Source organism: Bacteroidales bacterium, assembly GCA_016709865.1.
Taxonomy (GTDB): domain Bacteria; phylum Bacteroidota; class Bacteroidia; order Bacteroidales; family VadinHA17; genus LD21.
Genome location: JADJLX010000005.1, coordinates 467006 through 490284, shown reverse-complemented (window position 1 = coordinate 490284; position 23279 = coordinate 467006). Strand labels below are relative to the sequence as shown.

Here is a 23279-nt window from a genome sequence, read left to right as displayed (position 1 = left end):
TTATGTGTTTAACTTTTCGGTATTATCCCTATGCCTGGTCTATCCGGCAATGTCACCTTACCATCCACTACAGTAACTCCCTCAAAAACATCATTACTGATCAGCAGATTACCATCAAGATCAGCCCAGTCGACCATTGGAGAAAGCTGTGAAGCAGCTGATACGGCACATGATGTTTCTGTCATACAACCAACCATAACCTTCATCCCAAGCGCTCTTGCCATGCCAATCATGGTATAGGCAGCTCTCATCCCGCCACATTTCATCAGCTTAATATTGATTCCGCTATAAGCACCCTGGATTCCCTTAAAATCAGCAATTGTCTGAATTGCTTCATCGGCTATTATCGGTAGCGGACTGTTTTGCGTCAGCCAGGCGATATCATCAACATTAGCTTTTGGCATTGGCTGCTCAACAAATACAACTCCCTGTTCTTTAAGCCAAAAGGTCATTTCAAGAGCCATCTTTTTATCGGCCCAGCCCTGATTAACATCCACACAAATAAGTGTATCTGTCACACTTCTTACAGTCTCTATCATCTCTTTATCGTTTCCCTGACCAAGCTTTACTTTGAGAATCTTATATGGGGATGCTTCACGAACCTTTTCTTTTACTACTTCAGGCTTATCAATACCAATTGTAAATGAAGTATTTGGAGTATTTTCAGGATTTAGTCCCCAAATCCGGTACCATGGCTGATTCATGAGCTTGCCAACAAGATCATGAAGGGCTATATCAACAGAAGCCTTGGCTGCATAGTTGCCTGGTGTCAGCTTATCAGTATATGCAAGAATTTCTTCCATCAGAAAGGGGCTGGAGAAGTTCGAAAGATCTATCTTTTTCAGAAACTGTGTTGCCGTTTCATGACTTTCTCCGAGATATGGCGGCATGGATGCTTCACCATAACCTATAACTCCATCATATTCTATCTCTGTGAGCATTACAGGAGTTGTACTTCTTGATCCGGAAGCAAGTGTAAAAACGTGTTTTAGCTGTAACTCGTAAGGTTTGAACCTGAAAACTATTTTGCCATTTTTCCCGGGATTTTTCTGATCTGACTTTGAATTCTGACAACCAAATGAAATATATGAGAATCCAACTCCTCCTGCTGCAAGCATTGTGCAATTTTTAATAAATTTTCTTCTATTATTCATCCTGAATTCTCTGTGTTTTCTATTACTAATATTATAAACAGCCTGATTTTCAATACAGTTCATGAGAGCTGACATGCACGATTCCTGAATCATCCTCTGCTCCCAGTATTCTCTGGGCGGACAGTAAAGAATTCTTTCTGAAACTGCTGAAGTTCGTCCTGGATGAATCCAGACTATTAATCATTACTCTCGATGAGGCATGAATGAATTCACTATCACCTATGTAAAGAGCTACATGAGTAACATGATCACCTTTTTCATCACGTGTTCCGAAAAAAAGCAGATCTCCTTTTTGCAGATCAGAATAACCTTCTGATACACTTACATGATCACCATGCAATGCCTGCAAAGATGCATCTCTTGACAGAATGAGACCGTTTCTGAAGAAAACCGATTGCATAAAACCACTGCAATCAACTGCTTTTGAAGATGTTCCTCCCCACAAATATGGTAATCCAAGGAAAGTGAATGCAGTTTTAATTACTTCATCTGGTGTTACCAGTCTATCATTTTTCCAGTGCGGATACTCAACAGATGAAGACTTTCTTATGACCCCTGCCCTCCCATCCGGAAATGTAATATTTACATATTTACCTGATTCACCTGTTTTAATAAGAATTGCTCCTGAAACTAGATCTCCAACAACTCCTGATTCATCGGCAGATGTATATACCCATCCTGAATTTTCGGTAAATATTACTTTCACTTCACTTTTCCAGTTGGAGAATTCATTTTGTCCATCAACATCAGGGACGATTTCTCTGTCCAGGAGATGTATTTGTCTGGTGTCCTTACCAATACCCAAGACTCCTCCGTTTTTAGTACTATAACAGGTGTACCAAGAATAGCCTGGGAAACAAGTTCTGATTTGTGCATAGGTTCTTTCCTCAGGTTGGCAACACTCAATGTCACGACACCAAAACATTTCTTGTATAAAGAGGTGTCAGGAAGTATTATGATGCTGTCTATTAGACCAATATCAGATTTAGCTAAAGCATTAATTATATCAGATTTAATCTCCGGAATTGTAGTTTCACCTTTCACAATTATCCTGTCCTTTCCATAAGTTGCTGCAGTAATATTACATATAGCTTCTCGTTTGTCAGCTATGTATTTCAGTGCAATTCTGTCTATTTCAGATTGGAACTTATTTTCCGGAACAGGACTGCAGCTATTGCATGCCAATACAAGCAAGAAAAAGAATAAGTAGCTATTAAAAAGTAACCTTATTCTGAAACTATGTTTCACCTGTTTTGAATTTATCTTTATACATTTCAAATTTATAATAATTTATCGTTTATTTCTCACCTTGGGGATATTTCAAAATTTATATAACTTTAGGTGTAAATATCTATTGTTACTTAACTTCCTGAAAAATATTGGATTTAACTTAAAATTATTAATTATGAAAAGAAATTTCTTGGTTTTTGCTGCTTTCCTGATTTCATCAGTAATCTCAGCCCAGGTAGCCGATTTCTCAGGTTCTTGGAAACTGAACAATACAAAAAGCAAACTGGGTGACCAGTTCAGCATGGCTCCTAAAGAGATCATAATAACGCAGGGTGCTAATGAGCTCAATGTTGAGAGACACTCAAGCTTTCAGGATCAGGAATTCACAACTAAGGATAAGTTTACTCTGGATGGCAAAGAGTGTGTAAATGCTGGCTGGCAGGATACACAGAAAAAGTCTACACTAACTTTATCTGAGGATAAAAAGTCGATTAAATGCATAACAAAATTCGCGATGGGCGATGGTAATGAAATGATCGTTACTGAAGTGTATAAGATGGATGGATCCAATTTAGTTATTGAATCCAGCGCTTCGTCATCATTCGGCGAAATGGCTGAGACAATGGTTTACGACAAGCAATAATCGGTAACTATTGTTTCCACCTCGTAAGTTGCGGGATATGTGAAGTATAAAACCAGGGTTTTAGCGGACCATATCCCATTTTTATTTACTTTTTTTTAAATACTTTAAGTTAGGAAAGTATCTTTGCAGCTTAATTTCTACTGTAAAATAATAATCTATGAATCTAATTACATTCCTATTCCCATTACTCCTTTTGTTGCCTGTTCCACAGGGAAAAACTAAAATTTATGAATGGCGCGGAAAAGACCGGACAGGAATCTTCAATGAATCAAACCTACTGAAATCGTGGCCTGAAGAAGGTCCGCGCGAAATATGGTCAATAGACAATATTGGAAATGGATTTGTCACTCCGATATTTACTGAGGATAACTTTTATATTACCGGTGAAACAGATTCAATGCTGATTCTATACTGTTTCAACCTGAAAGGCGAAAAACAGTGGCAGACCACCCTGGGGAAAGAATGGATGAAATCATACCCGGGCTCAAGAACCATACCTACAATTGTTGACGATCTTATCTACGTCGGATCAGGATTGGGGAATCTCTATTGCCTTAACAGAACAACAGGAAAAGTTGTATGGTCGAAAGATCTTATAATTGACCTCAAAGGCATTCTACCTTTGCATGGACACTCAGAAGCACCACTTATTCAGGGTGATAAAGTATTCTGGACAGCCGGCGGCAAAATTAATAATGTTATAGCGCTAAACCGGTTCACAGGAAAGCTCATCTGGACCAATAAAGGATTTGGAGAAGCTTCAGCATACAACCCTCCAAAACTAATAGAACACGGAGGAAGAAGCATTCTTGTGACTTTTTCATCCTACCATTTAATGGGATTTGACACAAAGGATGGCAAACTTCTGTGGGCACATGAACAGGACAATTATCCTCCCGATAAAAGAGGTCCAGGTTATGGAGATACTCATTGCAATACAGTTATTTATGACAAGGGGTCAATTTATTATGTGGCAGGTGACGGTAACTGCGCTGTAAAACTCCGGCTGTCTGATGATGGTTCCGGTATCACCCAGGTCTGGAGAAATAAGGGCTTCGACAGTTATATGGGAGGCATTGTTAAAATAGACAATTATATGTATGGATGCGGCACAGTTTCACCTGACATCAGGGCTATTAATGCTGAAACAGGTGTACTAACTGACTCTCTAAGAATAGGTATCGGGGCTCTTATTGCAGCTGACAATATGCTTTATTACTACACCCAGAAAGGTGACTTAATGTTGTTAAGTTATAATCAGGGAAAAATTCAAAAGGTCAGCTCTTTCAGAATAAAAAAGGGAAATGCTCAGCACTTTGCACATCCTGTTATAAATAAAGGGATACTATATCAGCGTCACGGTAAGGTACTTATGGCGTTTGATATACGGAAGTAACGCCATTCTATCCTGCAAACTGAAGCGAACTCAGATTTCGGTAAATGCCATTTTCCAGTCCTAGAAGCTCCTCATGAGTTCCGTGCTCAACGATTGTACCACGCTCGAGAACCAGGATCTGATCGGCTTTGCGGATTGTAGAAAGCCTGTGAGCAATAACGATTGAGGTTCTGCCTACCATCAGATTCTCTAAAGCCTGCTGGACAAGCCTTTCAGATTCTGAATCGAGGGAAGATGTTGCTTCATCGAGGATAAGAATTCTCGGATTCTTAAGAACTGCCCTGGCAATTGCAATTCTTTGTCGCTGACCGCCGGAAAGCTGGGTTCCTCTCTCACCAACAACTGTATCAAGTCTTGCCGGAAACCTGTCAATAAACTCAAGAGCATTTGCCTTTGCTGCAGCATCATAGATCTCTTCATCGGTCGATCCGGGCTTTCCGTATGAGATATTCTCCTTTATTGTTCCGCCAAAAAGGAAAACATCCTGAGGAACAAGGGCAATCTGACTTCGCAGTGCTGACAGAGAATACTCATGTGATTTCCTGCCATCATAATAAATGTCACCTGAAGTAGGCTCATAAAGCCGAAGCAGAAGAGAAGCGATAGTCGATTTTCCTGCTCCGCTTGTGCCTACTAATGCAACCATCTGATTTGCAGTAATCTTATGATTAAGAGAAGATAAGACATCCTCATCAGGCCGGGATGGATATCTGAAAGAGAGGTCCTTGAAAGTTATTTCTCCTTTCAAAAGTTCTTCATTCTTTATAACCGACTCATTATTAAGCTCTTCTTCCGACTCATTAAATAATTCAAACAATTCCTCTGTAGCACCTATGAATTTCTGGATCTGGGTATAGACATTGGCCATGCCACCAAAATTTCCCCCGACAAAGCCGGAATAAATTACAAATGAAAATAATTCACCGGCATCAATAACTCCCGATGCCATCATTGCTGAGCCCCTCCAGATCACTGCCACCATTGCTCCGAATAAACCAAAGATCATGAAAGCAGAAAAGGCACCTCTGTACTTTCCTCCTTTCATTCCAATGCCTGCAATCTCGGTAGTTCTCTTTCTGTACCTCTCTATTTCAAGTAATTCGTTTGTGTATGTCTTAACAATCTGAATTCCCTGAAGTGTCTCTTCAACAATTGTATTTGATTTTGCAACTTCACTCTGAACCTGTTTGGAATACCTGCGGATAAATTTTCCGAATATAACTGCAAGCATCATCATTCCCGGTAAAATTGCCAGCATGAATAGTGTAAGTCGCCACGATGTAATCGTCAGAAGTGTTATACCACCGGTAATAATAATTATCTGACGGATAAATTCAGCCAGTGTGGTTGTAAGAGTCTCCTGAAGCAGTGAGATATCGGATGAAATCCGGCTGTTCAGCTCTCCCACCCTGTGTTTCTCAAAGAATTTCAACGGAAGCTTAATAAGATGATTATATGTTTTCTGTCGCAAGCTCGCTAAAGTCTTTTCAGTAACATTAACAAAAAGTACAACTCTGAAATATGAGAATAATGACTGTATGAGCAATGTAGTAACCAGTAATAAGCCAATTCGGTTTATGTCGTTTGAAAGATTCCCTGCATTCCCTGAGTTTACCAGTTCTCCCAGAAGCTTTGGAAATGCCAGGCTGGCAATACTTGAACCTAAAAGAAAAAACATACCCCATCCATATTCAACACGGAATGGCTTAATATAACTGTAGAGTTTTAAAGCATTCCTCAGACCTTCAAGTGTAATCTTCTTTTTTTGAACTTCAGCCATTTAATTATCTTTTGTAAATTTGATTGACAAAGATACAACAACAAAAGAGCACAGTTGTTGTTCTATTGTCAAATTGGTTGTTACAAAAAGGATAGATTTTATGGAGACAATTAATAAATCAACAATCGACTATCTGAAAGCGATTGGAAAGAATAATAACCGTGACTGGTTTTTGAAGAACAAAGCGCAGTATAATGAAGCAAGAGGAAACTTTGAATCATTCGTGCAAAGTCTTCTGGATGAAATAATTGTTTTTGAACCGATTATGAAAGGTCTTGAAGTCAAGAGTTGTGTATACAGGTTCAACCGGGATATTCGTTTCTCTAATGATAAATCACCTTATAAAACTCATTTCGGAGCTTTTATGGTGAGAGGTGGCAAGAAAAACGGTGATAAACTAGCAGGTTACTATTTTCATATTGAACCTGGGAAAAGTATAATCGCAGGCGGGGCTTATATGCCGCCGGCCCCATGGTTGTCAGCAATACGGGAGAAAATTGATGAAGATCCTTCCAAAATCAGGGCGATTATTAAAAATAAAGATTTTATAAAGTATTTTGGGAAAATAGATGGTGAAAAATTAAAAAAAGCACCAAAAGGCTACCCCACAGATCATCCTGATATAGAACTACTTAAATTTAAAAGCTACCTTGTATTTAACGAGGTAAAAGACGACTTTGTGGTAAGCAATGATTTATTTGATTATACTGTAAAGGCGTTTAAAGCAATGAAACCACTCAATGATTTTCTGAATGATTATTAAAGTGCTCCGCCCAGATTTTTAAGCATCCATTTTACCGATGCCCTGTTCTGATAATCAGGATCGAATTGAACTGCAGTTATAATACCCTGACGATTAATTATATATGTAGCAGGCACCGGTAGGTGAGCTGGACTATGAAGGTTATTTTCAGCTATATCAACAGAGGTAGCAGATAATATCTTATCCTGGTATGCTTTGGTGACAGCAAACATCACTTTATAGTCATCCATAATCTTTTCCTGACAATCATATATAACTGTAAAAGTGATCTTATGTAATTTGATTGTTTGTTCAACATTCTCAATCGACTCCGGAGTTATAGCTACTACATTGAATCCCTGGTCAGTTATAATGTTCAGAGAATCCTGGTAATTGTTCAGATACCTGCTGCATACGGGACACCATTTTCCTCTGTAAAAGAATAATACTATGGGTCCTTTCGCCAGGAGTTTATTCAAATCAACTGTTTTACCAAACTGATCATAACCAGTAAAGAATGGTGCTTTATCACCTGGTTTAAGACCTTCGGGTATATGTGCATCCTTAGTTTCCATACCAAACCTGGAATAAGGAATCTCCTGTCCATAAGCAGCAGATATGGAACTAGTTGCAATAAGCAATAACAAAAGCATTTTTCTTATCTTCATACTTATGTTGTTGTTATATAAAAGAATTCAGGCGAACTTATATGAAGGCATTTTTCTCATTCTCAGGTTAATAGGAGTAATTTCAAGATACTCATCATCTTTGATCTGCTCCATTGCTTCCTCGAGCGAGAATCTGAGTTTCGGAGCAATCCTGAGACTCTCATCTGATCCCGAAGCTCTCATATTTGTAAGCTTTTTCCCCTTGACAATATTCACCTCAAGATCTCCAAGTCTCGTGCTTTCCCCGATAACCTGTCCGCGGTATACCTGTTCTCCCGGATCAATATAGAATCTTCCTCTGTCCTGAAGACGGTCAATGGCATGTCCTGTTGCCATGCCCATATCGAGAGAAATAAGAGAACCGTTTTCTTTAGGCATTAGTTCATCTCCCTTGTATTTGTCGTATGCTCTAAACCTGTGATGCATAACAGCTTCACCGGCGGTGGCCGTAAGCATGTTATTTCTTAATCCTATTAATCCTCTTGATGGTATGTCAAATTCAAGATGCGTAAGGTCACCTTTAGGTTCAATTATTATCATCTCCCCTTTTCTCTGGGTAACCAGTTCAATAGCTTTCCCCGAATATTCAGGTGGCACGTCAATAGTTAATGTCTCGTAAGGTTCGGATTTTACACCATCAATTTCTTTCAGAATGACTTTAGGTTTTCCTACCTGGAACTCGTATCCTTCGCGTCTCATAGTCTCAATAAGAATAGAAAGATGCAGTATCCCCCTGCCAAAAACATTAAAAGTGTCTTCTGATTTTGTATCCTCAACTTTAAGTGCAAGATTTTTTTCTGTTTCCCTCATCAGTCTGGTCCTCAGATGGCGTGAAGTAACGAACTTACCTTCCTTTCCGAAAAGCGGAGAGTTGTTGATTGTAAAAACCATACTCATTGTAGGTTCATCAACCTCAATTCGCTGCAGAGCTTCAGGTGCGAGAAGATCGGCAAGTGTATCGCCAATCTCAAAATCTTCCAGTCCGATTACAGCACAAAGGTCTCCGCATCTGACAGAATCAGTTTTGATTCTGCCCAGACCTTCGAAGACATATAATTCTTTTACCCTTACTTTCTTAACTTTGCCATCTCTCTTGCAAAGGGTATAATCCATCCCCACATTAATATCTCCCCTGAATACACGTCCGATAGCAATCCTTCCGACATAATTGGAGAAATCAAGAGATGCCACCTGCATCTGGGCTGTACCTGCAACATATGGAGGTTCAGGTATCTCCTTCAGAATGGTATCGAGAAGATACTTTATATCTGTAGTCGGAGTTTTCCAGTCGCTGCTCATCCAGCCATGCTTGGAAGAACCGAAGACAGTTTCGAAATTGAGCTGATCATCAGAAGCATCGAGGTTGAACATAAGCTCATAAACATCCTGCTGAACCTCATCGGGTCTGCAGTTGTCTTTATCTACCTTATTAACAACGACGATTGGTTTCAGTCCGAGTGCAATTGCCTTACCAAGTACAAAACGAGTTTGAGGCATAGGTCCTTCGAGGGCATCAACGAGGAGTAAGACACCGTCAGCCATTTTAAGAACCCTTTCAACTTCACCGCCGAAATCAGCGTGTCCGGGTGTATCAATAATGTTTATTTTTACACCTTTATAGTTAGCCGAGACGTTTTTTGAGAGGATAGTTATTCCTCTTTCGCGCTCGAGATCGTTACTGTCAAGAATTAGATCACCCTGCTCCTTCCTCTGGTCAAGAACCTGGCATTCCTGTATAATACGGTCAACCAGAGTTGTTTTCCCATGATCAACATGTGCAATGATCGCAATATTTCTTATTAATTGCATAGAAATAAATTAGACCGCAAAAGTAATATAACTGGCCGGATAAATGATAAAAACCACAAAAATTAATTAATGATAAATAATTCATATATTTCGAAATAAATTTTAAAAGACGACTTATGAAAAAAATGATCATCACTCTCGTTTTCAGTTTATTCGCATTACCTGTCGTTTTCGGACAACAGAATGTCAAGCTGGCTGTCGGAATGAAAGCCCCGGAATGGATGTTTACTGATTCTGAAAAGAAAGAATTTACAATGAATACCTGGGCTGGAAAAGTTATACAGGTTAATTATGTTGATCCTGATGAATCTGAATTAAATGAACCATTTAACGAAGCTGTAAATAAAGCTGTTGATGTTGAGAAACGTATCAGCAGGGATTTCTTTAAAGGTTTTGGTATTGTAGACTGCAAATCAACATGGAAACCAAACGGACTTATCCGTACTATCGCCGGAAACAAAGCCAAGAAATTCAATACAACAATTCTGTTCGACTATGATGCCAAACTTCAGAGTTTATGGGGTTTACCTGAAGATAACTATTCAGTAGTCATTCTTGATAAAAACCGAGTATGCAGATATCTGGCTATCGGAAAGATTCCTGCATCGGATAACGAGAAGATCATCCAGCTTATACTTGCTTTGACAAAAGAGTAATACTCACATATAAGTTCCTACTCTGTGTAGCTCTGTGTCTTCTCTGTGTTTCTCTGTGTAAGTTTTTAATTTTTTACTACAAAGGGAAAATCCGGAGGAAACACAGAGAATCACAGAGTTTTTTATTTCCTTATCCTGATAAAAATGATAATCCCTAACTTGCTTCTCATTGCCGGCACCGGCACTAATTCTGGCAAGACGTCATTGGCCTGCAGGATAATTGAAAGCTTCCCTGGTCTGAAGATCACAGCAATTAAGATAACACCACATTTTCATGAGACTACACCCGGACTTATTCTCAAATCGGAAAAGGCAGGATATGTTGTTTATGAAGAGACAAACCGGGATTCTTCAAAAGATACTTCCCGCATGATCAGGGCGGGAGCCGCAAAAGTTTACTTTGCAAAGGTGCATGACAATCAATTGTCAGAAGCATTTAATGAAATAATGAAGGAGGTACCTGATGGTGCACCATTAATATGTGAATCACCTGCATTGCGAAACTTCATTGAACCCGGAGTGTTTATAATAATGACGTCAAATGTTATAAATAAACACAAAGATATTAAGCACTTACAGACATTACCTCATTTGAAGATTACGCTTGAGGAATTAGAAAAACAGGAGAATATACCTGTTGGATTTGAACATGGAAAATGGATCCATTGGCCTGAAGACCGGAGACCGGAGACCGAAGAAAAGAATAAGTAGGGCCTTTCTTCCGTCTTCCGTCTTCCGTCATTTTTCTTCATCAACATCCGAAATATCATTCCCCAGTTTAGCCTTTATCCGCTCCAGATCATGCTTCATGCTGGCAACAGCCTTCATCATCTGTTTCTCAGGCAGCACAGGATCGGGGATCTCACTGCTTATGTAATTGACAAATTTCCAGATCTCCTTTACCTCGTTTATATGTACTTCATATGGCTCGTAAATAGGATTAAGTGAATAGAGGATCAGCTTGCCGTCGGTGCGTATATTGTTTTCAACTACCTTAAATACTATACCGTCGTCGAGTGTAAAAACCACATATGCTTTTCCGCTTATGATTCCCATCCAGTCCTGGAGGTACTCCCCTGTCACCCACGATCCGTCAGGTATCGGAAGCATTGAATCGCCTTTAAGCTGAAATGTTCTGTATTTCTTCTTTTCGGAAAGAAAAGGCAGTGTGAATACAGGAAGTTCACCGATATATTCAGGATCGGCGTACCCTGTTGCATAACCGGCTTTGGCTTTCTCAGGAACCAGTTCGATATTCTCACGGTTTGCTGAATTGACAGTTGTTGTCAATACTCTAAGGTTACTGCCCTTTACATAAGCGTCATATCCTCTTTCAAGTTCACCAAGCTGACTCTCAGATAATTTTGATATATCAATCTTGAGGATAGTATCTATTGCAATGTTATAATATCCTGAAAAAGAGATCAATATCTCTATACCTGGCTGGGCCACACCGTTCTCGTAACCGCTGAGGGTTGAACGTTTAAGGTTAAGGGCAAAAGCAACATCATCCTGTGTTCTTCCCCTCCTTTTTCTCAAAAATTTTATGTTGGATCCGAAATACATAATGAAATATTGATTATATTGTAATCACTAGATTGATTAATTTCTAATCAAAAGTAAAACATATTTATATTATAACCAAAAAAAAGTAAAATAATTTTTATTCTTCTCTGTGTAACTCTGTGACTTCTCTGTGGAACTCTGTGTAAGTTCTTATTTTTTTGTTACACAGAGAAAATCCGGAGGAGACACAGAGAGCCACAGAGGAACTTTGAAAAACATCATGATTATCTCCGGCAACATAGACAGATCCGTTCTTCACCTCGACCTCGATACATTCTTTGTATCGGTTGAGAGATTAAAGAACAGCCGCCTTACCGGCAAACCGGTTATTATAGGCGGAATGTCGGACCGTGGTGTGGTGTCGAGCTGCAGCTATGAGGCACGCAGATATGGTGTAAGCTCTGCCATGCCTATGAAGATGGCCCGTAGCATGTGTCCCGATGCCATAATAATACGCGGCGACATGGAGCTTTACAGCAACTACTCAAATATTGTGACAGCCATTATTGCAGAGAGGGCGCCATTGTACGAGAAAGCATCAGTAGATGAGCATTATATCGATCTTACCGGCATGGACCGTTTCTACGGATGCTACAAATGGTCGCACGAACTGCGGCAACATATAATTAAGGAGACCGGACTGCCTATTTCAATCGGACTCTCTGTAAACAAGACTGTATCGAAGATTGCAACCGGCGAGGCAAAGCCAAATGGCGAAATTGAGGTACCAAAAGCAATAGTGCTCCCATTCCTCGACCCTTTATCTATAAGGAAGATACCGATGATAGGTCAGAATACTTACCAGGTACTCCGTTCAATGGGAATTGCAACGATTTTTACCCTCAGGAACATCCCCGTTGAGATGCTTGAGAAACTGATGGGAAAAAATGGCATCGAGATGTGGAAGAGAGCCAATGGAATAGACTCCACTCCCGTAATCAGCTATTCCGAGCAGAAATCTATAAGCACAGAACATACTTTCGAAAAAGACACTACCGACCTGGTCAGGCTCAATCAGCTGCTGGTAAGCATGGTTGAAAAGATTGCTTTTGAACTCAGGAAACAGGAGAAGCTGACTTCCTGCGTAACTGTAAAAATAAGATACTCCAACTTTGACACACATACGCTTCAGAAACGCATCCCATACACATCATTCGACCATGTACTGGCAGATATCGTAAAAGAGCTTTTTGGCAAATTATACCAGCGACGCATGCTGATAAGACTCATCGGGGTCAGATTCAGCCACATGGTACGGGGAGTACAGCAACTTGACCTGTTTGACGATACACCGGAGAAGGTGAGCCTGTATATGGCAATGGATAAACTGCGAAAGCGTTTCGGACGGGATGCGGTAAGGAGAGCTTCCGGAGTAATGACCATAAGCGAAAGGGAGGAAAAGGCCCTTAAACAGCTTGAAAACGCTCTCAAAGAGCAGAATATGATGGAGGAACGACTCAGGGGATATGTATATTAACTGTCATTCATACTACAGTCTGAGATACGGCACAATGTCCGTGGAACAGCTTGTGCAGAAAGCTATTGCAACAGGCAATGACACCATTGTACTTACAGATATCAATAACTCGACAGCAATACCCGAATTTGCCGGAGAGTGCAGTAAAAACAATGTAAGGCCCATAGCCGGTATAGAATTCAGAAACGGTAATGAACTGCAGTACATAGGAATAGCCCGTAATAATAAAGGATTAATGGAGCTGAATGAATTTCTTTCAAAGCTCAATTCTGATAAGGAACAGGTGCCATTCCCTGCTCCGCATTTCTCTGAATCGTATGTGATTTATTCTTTAAAAAAGACACCTGACAGGAAACTATTTGATAATGAACGTATTGGCATAAGAAGAAGTGAAATAAACAGGCTCATTACTATGCCTGTATCAATCGACAGGGATATGATGGTCTTGCTTCAGCCAGTAACATTTGCAGAGACAGACGATATATTTATACACAAGAGCCTCAGGGCTGTTGATAATAATATCCTGCTCAGTCATCTGAAACCCTGGCAGTGTGCCGGGGAAGATGAGTTTTTCAGAAGTGCATCAGATAATACCGTGACATCGAAAGACTTCAACTGGCTGTTAATTAATTCACAGAAACTACTTAACGACTGTTCATTACAGTTCGACAGGGATAGCCTTAAGAACAAAAAGATCTATTCGGCCAGCAGATATGATGATAAGCTGCTTCTCGAAAAACTTGCATGGGATGGCATGATCTACAGATACGGCAGGGATAACAAAGAAGCAAAAAAAAGGGTTCAGCACGAACTGGCGATAATAGATAAACTCGGATTTTCAGCCTATTTTCTTATTACCTGGGATATTGTAAGATATTCAATGGCAAGAGGTTTTTATCATGTCGGACGTGGCAGCGGAGCGAACTCCGTAGTTGCTTACTGTCTGAAAATCACTAATGTTGACCCGATCGATCTAAACCTTTACTTTGAGAGGTTCATTAATCCCAAAAGGAGCTCCCCTCCCGACTTTGATATTGATTATTCCTGGAAAGAGAGAGACGAGGTTATCGATTACATTTTTAAAAGATACGGTAACAAACATACTGCACTTCTCGGTACCATGAGCACTTTCAGAGGCAAGTCGATTGTACGTGAGCTTGGAAAGGTACATGGATTGCCAAAGGAAGAGATTGATTCCCTGATAGATAATCCTTCAGCAGAGACAAACAGAAACGAGATCACAAATACCATTTTTTCGACCGGACTGAAGATTGCCGATTTTCCCAATATGAGGAGTATTCATGCAGGCGGGATACTTATATCCGAAGAACCAATAACATGCTACACTGCTCTTGATATGCCGCCTAAAGGTTTCCCGACAACCCAGTGGGATATGTACACAGCCGAAGAGATAGGTTTCGAAAAACTCGATATTCTGAGCCAGAGAGGAATCGGGCATATCAGAGAAAGCGCGGAAATAGTACTGCGTAACCGGGGAATAGATGTGGATGTCCATGCTATTCAGAAATTCAAAACTGATGAAAAAGTAAAGGAGTATCTCAGAATCGGACAGACAAAGGGGTGCTTCTATATTGAAAGTCCTGCCATGCGCGGTCTTCTGCAAAAACTGAAGTGCGACAATTATACAACACTGGTTGCTGCAAGTTCTGTAATCAGACCAGGGGTAGCCCGTTCAGGCATGATGAAGGAATACATTTATCGCTTTCATAATCCACATAATTTCAAATACATACATCCGGTAATGAAAGAACAGCTTGAGGAGACTTACGGGGTCATGGTTTACCAGGAAGATGTATTAAAAGTGTGTCATCATTTTGCCGGACTCGACCTGGCTGACGCTGATACCCTGCGCCGTGCCATGAGCGGAAAACACAGATCAAAGCAGGAGATGCAACGCATTGTCGAAAGATTCTTTTCAAACTGCCGCGAAAGAGGTTACAGCGAGGAGGTTACAAAAGAGGTTTGGAGGCAGATCGAGTCTTTTGCAGGGTATTCATTCTCAAAGGCCCACTCTGCCTCTTATGCCGTTGAGAGCTATCAGAGTCTTTTTCTAAAGGCACATTACCCGCTTGAGTTCATGGTTGCTGTAATTAATAACTTCGGAGGCTTCTACCGGACCTGGGTATACGTGCATGAAGCAAGACGGTTCGGAGCAAAGATCCAATTGCCATGTGTGAATAAAAGTACCTATAAAACAACAATTTACGGGACTGACATCTATATCGGTTTTATTCATATTATGAGCCTCGAGTACAAGATTGCCCAGTCAATTGAGGAGATCCGCAATGCTGATGGTCCATTTGAAGGGCTGAATGATTTTGTTACGAGAGTTAATCCCGGACTTGAACAGCTGATCCTTCTGATAAGGGCAGGTGCGTTCAGGTTTACAGGAAAGAAGAAGGCTGTGCTATTATGGGAAGCGCATATGATGATCAATAAAAGTAACCATGAGGAGACAAAACCGCTCTTCTCCTCTCCTGTCCGTGACTTTTCACTTCCTGATCTTGTTCAGGGAGAAACCGAAGATGTGTATGATGAGATTGAACTGTTCGGATTCCCTGTTACCATGAGCTGGTTTGATATGCTGATAACACCATTCCGGGGAGAGGTAAAAGCTATGGAATTGATGAATTACAAAGGAAAGAAAGTGAGAATGGTTGGGCATCTGGTTACAATAAAATATATCAAGACTGTTAAGAACGACTGGATGAATTTCGGATGCTTCATCGATGCTGAAGGCAACTTCTTTGATACCGTTCACTTCTCACAATCACTAAAATACTATCCGTTTAAAGGAAGCGGAACCTACCTCATTCTCGGTAAAGTTGTTGAAGAATTCGGGTTTCCCTCTGTTGAAGTCGAAAAGATGGCAAAGCTTCCCGTCAGACCTGATCAGAGGTATTGACCTGGCTATTCTTCGACTTCGACCAGCGCGCAGCAATTACCCGATAAGGGTACCTGTCAATCATGTTTGCTGCATTCGGGCAATTCTTACGATGAATTTTTATTCCGTCAAGAATTGTAACAAAACCAAATACGCTGTCACCAACAACAGGATTACAGCATTTGGAAAGTTTATAATCCAATCCCTCTACCCTGTCCTCAATAATAAGATATTCTGAGTATTGAGTATCAACAGGTTCTTTATATTCTCTCTCTGGTATCAGAGAAGCAGGTATTGGAGATTCTATTGTCTCGTCCCTTGACAACACCTCCTTTATGTGAAGAAGCTCAATCTTCTCTTTTGCAATTAGATAATAGAGGTCCTGTGCGGTTTTAAGATTATAAGAATTAAGGAGTTTTGATATTAAAATATCACCGTAGGCCATTTTCCAGTTCTTAAGCCTGCGCATTAGTATCTCTTTTCCCTCAGCTGCAGCCTTGGTCTTTTCTTCATTCAGAACCTGTTTGATCTTTATTTTGGCCTTATTTGTTATAACAAATGAGAGCCAATCCTGCTTCGGATACTGGTTTTTGGACCGTATTATTGATACATGGTCGCCATTCTGCAATACATGCTTTATTGTTACATTTTTCCCGTTCACCTTAGCCCCGACACAGGATGCTCCAACATCGGTGTGTATATCGAAAGCAAAATCAAGCACAGTTGCTCCTGCGGGAAGCTGTCGCAGATCTCCTTTTGGTGTAAAGACAAAAACTTCATCGGTATATAATCCTGACCGGATCTGATCCATGAATGTATTATCCTCTTTTTCAGAAGATTCAAGTATCTCTCTCATTTTGGTGAGCCATGAATCGAGTCCGCCTTCACCTCTTATTCCTTTGTATTTAAAGTGTGCAGCAAGTCCTTTCTCCGCTATTTCATCCATCCTGAACGATCTGATCTGCACCTCTACCCACTTACCCCTCGGTCCTACAACCGTAGTATGAAGTGATTCATATCCGTTCGATTTCGGTACAGAGATCCAGTCGCGGAGCCTGCTTGGATTCGGTTGATACAGGTCGGCTACTATTGAATAGGCCCTCCAGCAATCTGATTTCTCATTTTCATCAGCACTTTCAATAATTATCCTCACAGCAAACAGATCGTATACTTCCTCAAAATCCACTCCCTGTTTCTTCATTTTCAGCATTATGGAGTGTATCGATTTGGTCCGGCTTTTTATAGTGAATTTCAAGCCGGCCTTTTCAAGCTTTTCCTTTAAAGGGTAGGAAAAGTCGCGGATAAGCTTATTTCTTGACGCATTAGTCAGTTTAAGCTTTTCGGCAACTTCAGTATATCTCTCAGGCTCAAGGTATTTTACAGCAAGGTCCTCCATTTCTGACTTAATATTGTAAAAACCAAGTCTGTGAGCCAGTGGAGCATAAAGAAAATAGGTATCAGAAGCCATGGGAACCCTCTCCTTTTCAAGAGCCATATCGAGGTTCCTCATATATTCAAGTCGTTCTACAAGCTTGATGAGAATGACCCTCACGTCATCAGCCAGACTAAGCAGAAGTTTGCGAAAGTTTTCTGCCTGGTATGAAGACTGCATAGAGTCGATACTTGTGATTCGTGAAAATCCGGTAAGAATTTCTACTGTTTTTTTGCCAAATTCCTTTTCAAGCTCCTGCTGACTAATACTCAGATTATTGAATGAATCGTGAAGCAACGCAGTTACAATAGATGTAAGTCCAAGCCCCATTTCATCGGCAATAATTCTTGCAACAGAGAGTGCGTGCAGTATTTCAGGCTCGCCTGTAATGGTCACTTTATCACCACAGGCTTCCACTGCTATTTCAAAAGCCCTCTGAATCTTTGAAACATCATCAGTAGAGACAGTGCTCTTTGAAGCCTGAATTAATGCCCTGTATGCGCTATTGATCCTGTTTGTATCAGCACCCATCTGTAATCCTGATTTGTTTTCAGCCCTAAAAGTAAACTTAAATATTTATTCAGATATAAAAAAAATCCCCGGGTGGTTGGGAACCCCGGGGATTTCAGAAAATATCTTTATTCTGTTATCTGAACGAAATTCCCAAACCTGTAGAAAAGACATTGTATTGGGCTTTGGTGTAATCGGCATGAATAGTGATTACTGCAAGCTTAATCCTTAATCCGATGTTTGCCCTTAATCCTGAGAAGTTCTCAATACTCATTGAAGGGAAATCTTTTCCTGTCTTCACCCCGGAGTTGTTATACTCAGGATGCGGAGGAGCTGGTGTTGTAACCAGTGAAGGTGTTGGAAAGTTACCAGTGAATTCCATTCCGGTCTTCGTTTTACAGTAACCCAGTCCGCCATAAACTGTCAATACCGGAATATTAAGCGAAGCAATAGCACTAACATTTAAGGCTGTTACATTGATATTCAGATTCTGATCAGCAAAGCTAACGGTTGGAGAATAGTTAGACGGAGTTCCTGGTTGCATGTTGAGAGGAACATTTCCGGTAAGTTTAGTGTACCCTCCAAACAATGATACATCAAAAGGAAGCAACTTATTACCAGGGAAATACTGCATAATACTATGTACAACACCAACACCCCATAATGAGATATCTCCATCCTTAATTGTGATTTTTGGGATAAACCTTCCTTTAAGTTCAGTACCAAAAGGTAACCCAATTCCAATCTGTGCGGTAGGAACCGGAATTATCTTCCAGCCTGTACCGGGTACAGCATTAAAGGAGGCAAGTGTTACTCCGCTTGCTGTATACGCCATTGCAGGACCAGAAGTAGTTGGACCTGAAATTGTTGAAGCTTTTCCAGTACCTGATAATGATGATGAAAGACCAATTTTTGAAAGATCAAATGTACCTGCAGATTCCGGGACCATGCTGACATTAATTCCTGTGGTAATATCAAATCCTCCAAACTTATGAGGTTTAGCAGTGTTATACCAGCCGCCGTTCAACCCTGATCCGAAAGCATTTGCCCATGGTGAAATATAAGCCTGAAGATACTTTGCTCCGTCAGCCGGGGCACTTCTGAGGAAATCCACATTGTCAATCTGTGAGAATACTACAGAAGAAAAAATAAAAAGGGCGCTTAAAAGTACCCCTATCCGCTTTGTTGTTAGTCTGTTCATAGTAGTTTAAATTGATATAAAATTCAATTAATTACAAATATAAAAAAAACTTAACACCCAAAACACATTGGGTGTTTCGCTTATATTAATATAACAACATCATAACAACAAAGGTTGCGTGGGAAAATAATAATAGTTATTTATCAATCTTCAGGTTTTTTCTTCTCAAGTTCCTCAAGAGTCTTAAGTTCCTGAATTCCAACATTCTTAGAAAGATCTGAAATATTCTTCATACTCAGATCGCCCTTTATCGAAATTAATGAATTGCCACCTGGCCCGCCTTTAATTACAAGTAATTCAGAAATAATATTGCCTGTCTGCCTTATCAGAAATTTTGTTATATCTCTTCCTTCCTTTACAACCATAAGCTCTTCATATACAGTTAAATTAAGCTTTTTACTCAATTCATTATAGAAGTTGATGTTTATGTTCAACAATGAATCCTCAACAGAGAGTATCCTGATGGATTTCAATCTGCGGATAAGATTATCAGCATCTGGATTCTCAGAATCCAGATTTGCAAACATACTGAACATCCTGCTAGAGATTGAGACTACTGTGAATCCATCCTTCTCAGAATACTTGTCAAACATCTCATCTACCGGGTTAGTCTGAGCCTCAATCGTGATAGTCAGTACCAATGCAGTTAAAAACAGAATTAACTTTTTCATATAATCAATATTACATTATTCTTTATCACCGGAAATCCTTGTTAAATCTATAGCTCTTTGTATATACTCAAGGTTCTTCAGGTTCTTTTCGATTTTTTTTGATTTCACTTCATTTATAATGCCTACAGGCTCAAGTGTTCTTGTTCCTTTGTTCAGTTGTGTTGAAACTTCTCTGAGGATTTTTATTGTCTCAGCATAGGCTATTTCGGGATCACTGAAGGTATCCTTAATACCTTCTTTTTTAGAGAAGAAAAAATAGGAACCAACCATTATAAACAACGTGGCTGCAGTGCTAAGTAACCAAAGGGTAATGTTTCTTTTTCTTACAGTAGTTTGTTTATGCTCAAATTCGTCAATGCCTTTGATTATCCTACTCTCAAACTCAACCGAAGGCTCCGGAATTTTCATTGCAGAATAATAATAACTGAATAGGGCTCTTTCAGCTTCAAAGCCCTGCGGTATATCGTTTTCACTAAAGAAACTCTTCAATACCTCTTCTTCTTCTACAGAACTCTCGCCATCATAAAATTTTTCGAGTAACCTTTTTAATTCCTCGTTATTCATTATTGTACTTTTTATATTCTTCGCGTATAAATCCCCTTGCCCGTGATATTGTAACCCTGAGACTATTAATGTTTTGTCCTGTTTTCTCAGCAATCTCTTCATATGACAAACCTTCTATATCTCTGAGTTCAATCACAGTTCTGTATTTTTCATCAAGATCTCCGATAATCTTATGGACAATTGCATCTGATTCAGCGTTTTCCATCTGATCGTGCGGAGATGGCGACGTCTTGTACTCATAATTATTAATTTCGCTTTCATCATTAATCGAGTGTTTAAGTTTCCTGATCTGGTCGATACAATAGTTTTTTATCATTGTAGTCGCAAGAGCATCTATGCTTGAATAATTATCAAGTTTCTCCCCCATTTTCCACAGTTTAATGAATACTTCCTGAACAGCATCCTCCGACTCTTCCTGATTACGAAGGAAGCGGAAGGCATATCCATATAGTTTGCGGCTCTGCTGCAGTACATATTCGTTAAACCTCTCCCTGGTCATTTGCGAAAATAACTAATGATTGCTTAAAGATAGTTACATTAGTTATTACTTATGAGACGCAACAATATTCAATCCATGGTTTTTCTTCGCATCCTCAGAGAACTTTTTTGCTTCCTTAAACGTCATTTCACCCTTGATCTGGATCAATGCATTGTCCTCACCGCCAGCTATTAACAGGAACTCCCTGAATTTGTTGCCTTCCGCCCTTACATACATTTTCAAGTCCTGATTGGTCTTCTTGACACTCATAAACTCCTCATAATCACCAACTCTAATTCCTCTGATAGCGAGGTCATAGAAATTATCAACCTGAATATTGTCGTCTTCCTGTACAAGTACCCTTATCTCAGTTACATTGGCAGGTATCGAACTGTCGTCATCCTCTGTATCATCATCGAGGCATCTGGCAAATCTGAGCAAATCTCCACTCAGAGTTACTGTTACAAATCCTTCTTTTCCGGCATATTTATCGAATAAGGCATCAATTGATCGCTGCGCATATAAAGAATTGATTGTTAATGAAATAACAATAAATAATAATAATTTTTTCATGGCTTCATTTTTAATTAATAAATTGTTTCAATGATATGACGTATCAAATGACAATTCATTACAAAAAAAATAAAACCATTAACCGCAGGTCTCTATAGCCATTGGCAGGCAAAGACTTACGCAAAGACAGCAAAGAACAGGTGCAGATTATTTTATCGGGGATTTGGGTTCCCTCGACATTTCGTAATAGTATACCCAATCTACAAAAGAAGGGACGATTCTCTGGAAGAGTGCTGTCAGACGGCCATCCCAGGTAAGAAGCTTGTTTCTTTTCTTCTTTCTGATACCTTTCAGTACCCATTTTGCAACATACTCAGGCGACATCAGCTTACCTTCATCCCTTGGAGATTCGCCCTGTTCAGTACCGTTGGCAGTTAATGCATGTTTTCTGATCTCTGTTGTAGTAAAGCCGGGAGCTATTATCATTACATGCAGACCTTTCCTTAGGTTTTCTATCCTGATAGTCTCCATGAAACCATGAATTGCAAATTTTGAAGCGGAATAACCAGTTCTGCCGGGTAGTCCATGAAATCCCGCAACAGACGAAACGCCAATAAGGGAACCTTTTTGTTCTATTATAAACGGAAGGGCATATTTAGTGCAATAAACAGTGCCCCAGAAGTTTACATCCATTAACCTGTGAAGTACTTCAAGCTCAACATCGATAAAAGAAGCTCTCATTGAAATTCCGGCATTATTAACCAGAATATCAATCGTACCATATTTTTCAACTGTTTTTTCTATCAGATTTTTACACTCAGCTTCAACACTAACATCTGTTTTGATATATATGGCTTCGTAGTTCAGTGCTTTTAAGTCAGTGTGAATTGCAGAAAGCCTGGCCTCATTACGGGCAGCCAGTACAACTTTGCTCCCATTGCGGGCGAACTCACGGGCTACAGCCTCTCCAATGCCGGAGGAGGCTCCGGTTACAATAACTACTTTGTCTTTAAACAGATCTTTCATTATTTATTATTTAGCCATGTGAAGTGCTAATTTAACTGAATTAAAACAAAAAAGGAAAGCAATTGCTTTCCTTTTTTGTGATCCAGCTGGGGCTCGAACCCAGGACCCCATCCTTAAAAGGGATGTGCTCTACCAGCTGAGCTACTGAATCCTCCCTTATTTTTGCGAGTGCAAATGTATCATAAATTTATTTTAATACAAATAAATAATTCACATTTTTTCCTGAATTTATACCTCCGGATTTTGAAATGAACTCACGAAAAAGACGTAATCCCAACTATATCAAGGCTTTTTACTTTGAAAGGACAGGAATCTGCCTGTTTATTGATTCCTCAAGTGAGATTAAAGTTTCTGTCCTGACTATTCCCGGTATATTTTGAATAGTATCGGTCAGGATCATTCTCAGATGCTCATTATCACGAGTATATACTTTAATAAATAATGAATAATTTCCTGTTGTGTAGTGACATTCAATTATTTCAGGAATCTCTTTGAATTTTTTTATGACATCACGGAAATTTCCGGGATGATCGAGAAAAACACCAATATAAGCGCAGGTTTTAAATCCAACCATTACAGGATCTACTTTGAATTCAGATCCCCTTATCACGCCTATCCTGATGAGCCTCTGAACACGCTGATGTATTGCAGCACCTGAAACACCACATTCCCTGGCAACTTCAAGATATGGTATCCTTGCATTCTTTGTTATAATGTCGAGAATCTTCTTATCAAGATTGTCAATTTGTAAATTTTCCGTCATTTCTGCATCGATTAATTAAACGAATGAAACATTATTTAATATAATTCTTACAAATTTATAGTAATAATTATAAAAAACACAATTCGTTTATAAAA

Annotated in this window: 22 protein-coding genes and 1 tRNA gene; 7 read left to right on the top strand and 16 right to left on the bottom strand. The window is 39.7% G+C overall.

The window, feature by feature from the left end; all coding sequences use genetic code 11:
• Nucleotides 1-8 precede the first annotated feature (8 nt).
• Genes IPJ16_10720 through IPJ16_10710 form a run of 3 tightly spaced genes read right to left on the bottom strand, consistent with a single transcriptional unit; the run spans nt 9 to nt 2402 of the window.
• On the bottom strand, nt 9-1154 hold the full coding sequence (locus tag IPJ16_10720; GenBank protein ID MBK7627644.1) for a dipeptide epimerase: 1146 nt from the start codon (nt 1152-1154) through the stop codon (nt 9-11).
• Between the two features lie 49 nt (nt 1155-1203).
• The gene (locus tag IPJ16_10715; protein MBK7627643.1) at nt 1204-1860 is read right to left on the bottom strand and encodes a C40 family peptidase; all 657 of its coding nucleotides are present in this window, start codon (nt 1858-1860) and stop codon (nt 1204-1206) included.
• Nucleotides 1857-2402: an SH3 domain-containing protein gene (locus IPJ16_10710; protein MBK7627642.1), complete on the bottom strand. Its 546-nt coding sequence runs from the start codon at nt 2400-2402 to the stop codon at nt 1857-1859. Before IPJ16_10710 ends, IPJ16_10715 begins: the two co-directional genes overlap by 4 nt.
• Before the next feature lie 157 nt (nt 2403-2559).
• On the opposite strand from IPJ16_10710, the gene IPJ16_10705 reads away from it, so the two are divergent.
• Entirely contained in the window at nt 2560-3027 is a 468-nt protein-coding gene (locus tag IPJ16_10705) for a hypothetical protein (protein ID MBK7627641.1), read from the top strand.
• A 157-nt stretch (nt 3028-3184) separates the two neighbouring features.
• Nucleotides 3185-4423 carry a PQQ-like beta-propeller repeat protein gene (locus tag IPJ16_10700; GenBank protein MBK7627640.1) on the top strand — a complete coding sequence of 413 codons (1239 nt, stop codon included), beginning with the start codon at nt 3185-3187 and terminating at the stop codon, nt 4421-4423.
• Between the two features lie 7 nt (nt 4424-4430).
• Here the strand turns inward: IPJ16_10700 and IPJ16_10695 are convergent, their stop codons facing one another.
• A complete protein-coding gene (locus IPJ16_10695; protein MBK7627639.1) occupies nt 4431-6203 on the bottom strand; it encodes an ABC transporter ATP-binding protein in 1773 nt (590 codons plus the stop codon).
• Between the two features lie 100 nt (nt 6204-6303).
• On the opposite strand from IPJ16_10695, the gene IPJ16_10690 reads away from it, so the two are divergent.
• Nucleotides 6304-6966, top strand: coding sequence for a DUF2461 domain-containing protein (locus IPJ16_10690; GenBank protein MBK7627638.1), 663 nt, complete (start codon nt 6304-6306; stop codon nt 6964-6966).
• Here the strand turns inward: IPJ16_10690 and IPJ16_10685 are convergent.
• Both IPJ16_10685 and typA read right to left on the bottom strand, forming a co-directional pair.
• Nucleotides 6963-7613 carry an AhpC/TSA family protein gene (locus IPJ16_10685; protein ID MBK7627637.1) on the bottom strand — a complete coding sequence of 217 codons (651 nt, stop codon included), beginning with the start codon at nt 7611-7613 and terminating at the stop codon, nt 6963-6965. The two genes, IPJ16_10690 and IPJ16_10685, sit on opposite strands and share 4 nt — an antisense overlap.
• A gap of 27 nt (nt 7614-7640) precedes the next feature.
• The gene (gene typA / locus IPJ16_10680) at nt 7641-9422 is read right to left on the bottom strand and encodes a translational GTPase TypA (GenBank protein MBK7627636.1); all 1782 of its coding nucleotides are present in this window, start codon (nt 9420-9422) and stop codon (nt 7641-7643) included.
• Nucleotides 9423-9538: 116 nt separating this feature from the next.
• Between typA and IPJ16_10675 the strand changes: the two genes are divergently transcribed.
• Complete coding sequence (locus IPJ16_10675) at nt 9539-10078, top strand: hypothetical protein (GenBank protein ID MBK7627635.1); 540 nt, start codon at nt 9539-9541, stop codon at nt 10076-10078.
• 144 nt (nt 10079-10222) lie between these two features.
• Entirely contained in the window at nt 10223-10789 is a 567-nt protein-coding gene (locus tag IPJ16_10670; protein ID MBK7627634.1) for a hypothetical protein, read from the top strand.
• Nucleotides 10790-10816: 27 nt separating this feature from the next.
• Here the strand turns inward: IPJ16_10670 and IPJ16_10665 are convergent, their stop codons facing one another.
• Nucleotides 10817-11644 (bottom strand): LexA family transcriptional regulator, encoded by an 828-nt coding sequence (locus IPJ16_10665; protein MBK7627633.1) that lies wholly within the window; start codon nt 11642-11644, stop codon nt 10817-10819.
• Between the two features lie 220 nt (nt 11645-11864).
• Here IPJ16_10665 and dinB point away from each other — a divergent pair, with 220 nt between their 5' ends.
• Together dinB and IPJ16_10655 are read left to right on the top strand one after the other, a co-directional pair.
• Complete coding sequence (dinB, locus tag IPJ16_10660; protein MBK7627632.1) at nt 11865-13121, top strand: DNA polymerase IV; 1257 nt, start codon at nt 11865-11867, stop codon at nt 13119-13121.
• On the top strand, nt 13111-16047 hold the full coding sequence (locus IPJ16_10655; protein ID MBK7627631.1) for a DNA polymerase III subunit alpha: 2937 nt from the start codon (nt 13111-13113) through the stop codon (nt 16045-16047). The genes dinB and IPJ16_10655 overlap by 11 nt, the downstream gene beginning before the upstream one ends.
• On the opposite strand, the gene IPJ16_10650 is transcribed toward IPJ16_10655, so the two are convergent.
• The 9 genes from IPJ16_10650 to IPJ16_10610 form a co-directional block, all read right to left on the bottom strand.
• A complete protein-coding gene (locus tag IPJ16_10650; GenBank protein ID MBK7627630.1) occupies nt 16025-17989 on the bottom strand; it encodes a bifunctional (p)ppGpp synthetase/guanosine-3',5'-bis(diphosphate) 3'-pyrophosphohydrolase in 1965 nt (654 codons plus the stop codon). The genes IPJ16_10655 and IPJ16_10650 overlap by 23 nt on opposite strands.
• A gap of 115 nt (nt 17990-18104) precedes the next feature.
• The gene (locus tag IPJ16_10645) at nt 18105-19169 is read right to left on the bottom strand and encodes a hypothetical protein (GenBank protein ID MBK7627629.1); all 1065 of its coding nucleotides are present in this window, start codon (nt 19167-19169) and stop codon (nt 18105-18107) included.
• Between the two features lie 143 nt (nt 19170-19312).
• Nucleotides 19313-19840 (bottom strand): DUF4252 domain-containing protein, encoded by a 528-nt coding sequence (locus tag IPJ16_10640; GenBank protein MBK7627628.1) that lies wholly within the window; start codon nt 19838-19840, stop codon nt 19313-19315.
• 15 nt (nt 19841-19855) lie between these two features.
• Nucleotides 19856-20404, bottom strand: a complete 549-nt coding sequence (locus IPJ16_10635; GenBank protein MBK7627627.1) for a hypothetical protein — start codon at nt 20402-20404, stop codon at nt 19856-19858.
• Nucleotides 20397-20903: an RNA polymerase sigma factor gene (locus IPJ16_10630; GenBank protein ID MBK7627626.1), complete on the bottom strand. Its 507-nt coding sequence runs from the start codon at nt 20901-20903 to the stop codon at nt 20397-20399. The genes IPJ16_10635 and IPJ16_10630 overlap by 8 nt, the downstream gene beginning before the upstream one ends.
• 45 nt (nt 20904-20948) lie before the next feature.
• A complete protein-coding gene (locus tag IPJ16_10625; protein MBK7627625.1) occupies nt 20949-21455 on the bottom strand; it encodes a DUF4252 domain-containing protein in 507 nt (168 codons plus the stop codon).
• A gap of 147 nt (nt 21456-21602) precedes the next feature.
• Nucleotides 21603-22421 (bottom strand): SDR family oxidoreductase, encoded by an 819-nt coding sequence (locus tag IPJ16_10620; GenBank protein MBK7627624.1) that lies wholly within the window; start codon nt 22419-22421, stop codon nt 21603-21605.
• Between the two features lie 78 nt (nt 22422-22499).
• A tRNA-Lys gene (locus tag IPJ16_10615) sits at nt 22500-22572 on the bottom strand.
• Nucleotides 22573-22713: 141 nt separating this feature from the next.
• Entirely contained in the window at nt 22714-23184 is a 471-nt protein-coding gene (locus IPJ16_10610; protein MBK7627623.1) for an Lrp/AsnC ligand binding domain-containing protein, read from the bottom strand.
• Nucleotides 23185-23279: the final 95 nt, after the last annotated feature.

Bases quoted from the DNA above. Each gene is read 5' to 3' on its own strand.
- IPJ16_10720 (MBK7627644.1), bottom strand. From the start codon at position 1,154: ATGAATAATAGAAGAAAATTTATTAAAAATTGCACAATGCTTGCAGCA.
- IPJ16_10705 (MBK7627641.1), top strand. From the start codon at position 2,560: ATGAAAAGAAATTTCTTGGTTTTTGCTGCTTTCCTGATTTCATCAGTA.
- IPJ16_10700 (MBK7627640.1), top strand. From the start codon at position 3,185: ATGAATCTAATTACATTCCTATTCCCATTACTCCTTTTGTTGCCTGTT.
- IPJ16_10695 (MBK7627639.1), bottom strand. From the start codon at position 6,203: ATGGCTGAAGTTCAAAAAAAGAAGATTACACTTGAAGGTCTGAGGAAT.
- IPJ16_10690 (MBK7627638.1), top strand. From the start codon at position 6,304: ATGGAGACAATTAATAAATCAACAATCGACTATCTGAAAGCGATTGGA.
- IPJ16_10685 (MBK7627637.1), bottom strand. From the start codon at position 7,613: ATGAAGATAAGAAAAATGCTTTTGTTATTGCTTATTGCAACTAGTTCC.
- typA (MBK7627636.1), bottom strand. From the start codon at position 9,422: ATGCAATTAATAAGAAATATTGCGATCATTGCACATGTTGATCATGGG.
- IPJ16_10675 (MBK7627635.1), top strand. From the start codon at position 9,539: ATGAAAAAAATGATCATCACTCTCGTTTTCAGTTTATTCGCATTACCT.
- IPJ16_10670 (MBK7627634.1), top strand. From the start codon at position 10,223: ATGATAATCCCTAACTTGCTTCTCATTGCCGGCACCGGCACTAATTCT.
- IPJ16_10665 (MBK7627633.1), bottom strand. From the start codon at position 11,644: ATGTATTTCGGATCCAACATAAAATTTTTGAGAAAAAGGAGGGGAAGA.
- dinB (MBK7627632.1), top strand. From the start codon at position 11,865: ATGATTATCTCCGGCAACATAGACAGATCCGTTCTTCACCTCGACCTC.
- IPJ16_10655 (MBK7627631.1), top strand. From the start codon at position 13,111: ATGTATATTAACTGTCATTCATACTACAGTCTGAGATACGGCACAATG.
- IPJ16_10650 (MBK7627630.1), bottom strand. From the start codon at position 17,989: ATGGGTGCTGATACAAACAGGATCAATAGCGCATACAGGGCATTAATT.
- IPJ16_10645 (MBK7627629.1), bottom strand. From the start codon at position 19,169: ATGAACAGACTAACAACAAAGCGGATAGGGGTACTTTTAAGCGCCCTT.
- IPJ16_10640 (MBK7627628.1), bottom strand. From the start codon at position 19,840: ATGAAAAAGTTAATTCTGTTTTTAACTGCATTGGTACTGACTATCACG.
- IPJ16_10635 (MBK7627627.1), bottom strand. From the start codon at position 20,404: ATGAATAACGAGGAATTAAAAAGGTTACTCGAAAAATTTTATGATGGC.
- IPJ16_10630 (MBK7627626.1), bottom strand. From the start codon at position 20,903: ATGACCAGGGAGAGGTTTAACGAATATGTACTGCAGCAGAGCCGCAAA.
- IPJ16_10625 (MBK7627625.1), bottom strand. From the start codon at position 21,455: ATGAAAAAATTATTATTATTTATTGTTATTTCATTAACAATCAATTCT.
- IPJ16_10620 (MBK7627624.1), bottom strand. From the start codon at position 22,421: ATGAAAGATCTGTTTAAAGACAAAGTAGTTATTGTAACCGGAGCCTCC.
- IPJ16_10610 (MBK7627623.1), bottom strand. From the start codon at position 23,184: ATGACGGAAAATTTACAAATTGACAATCTTGATAAGAAGATTCTCGAC.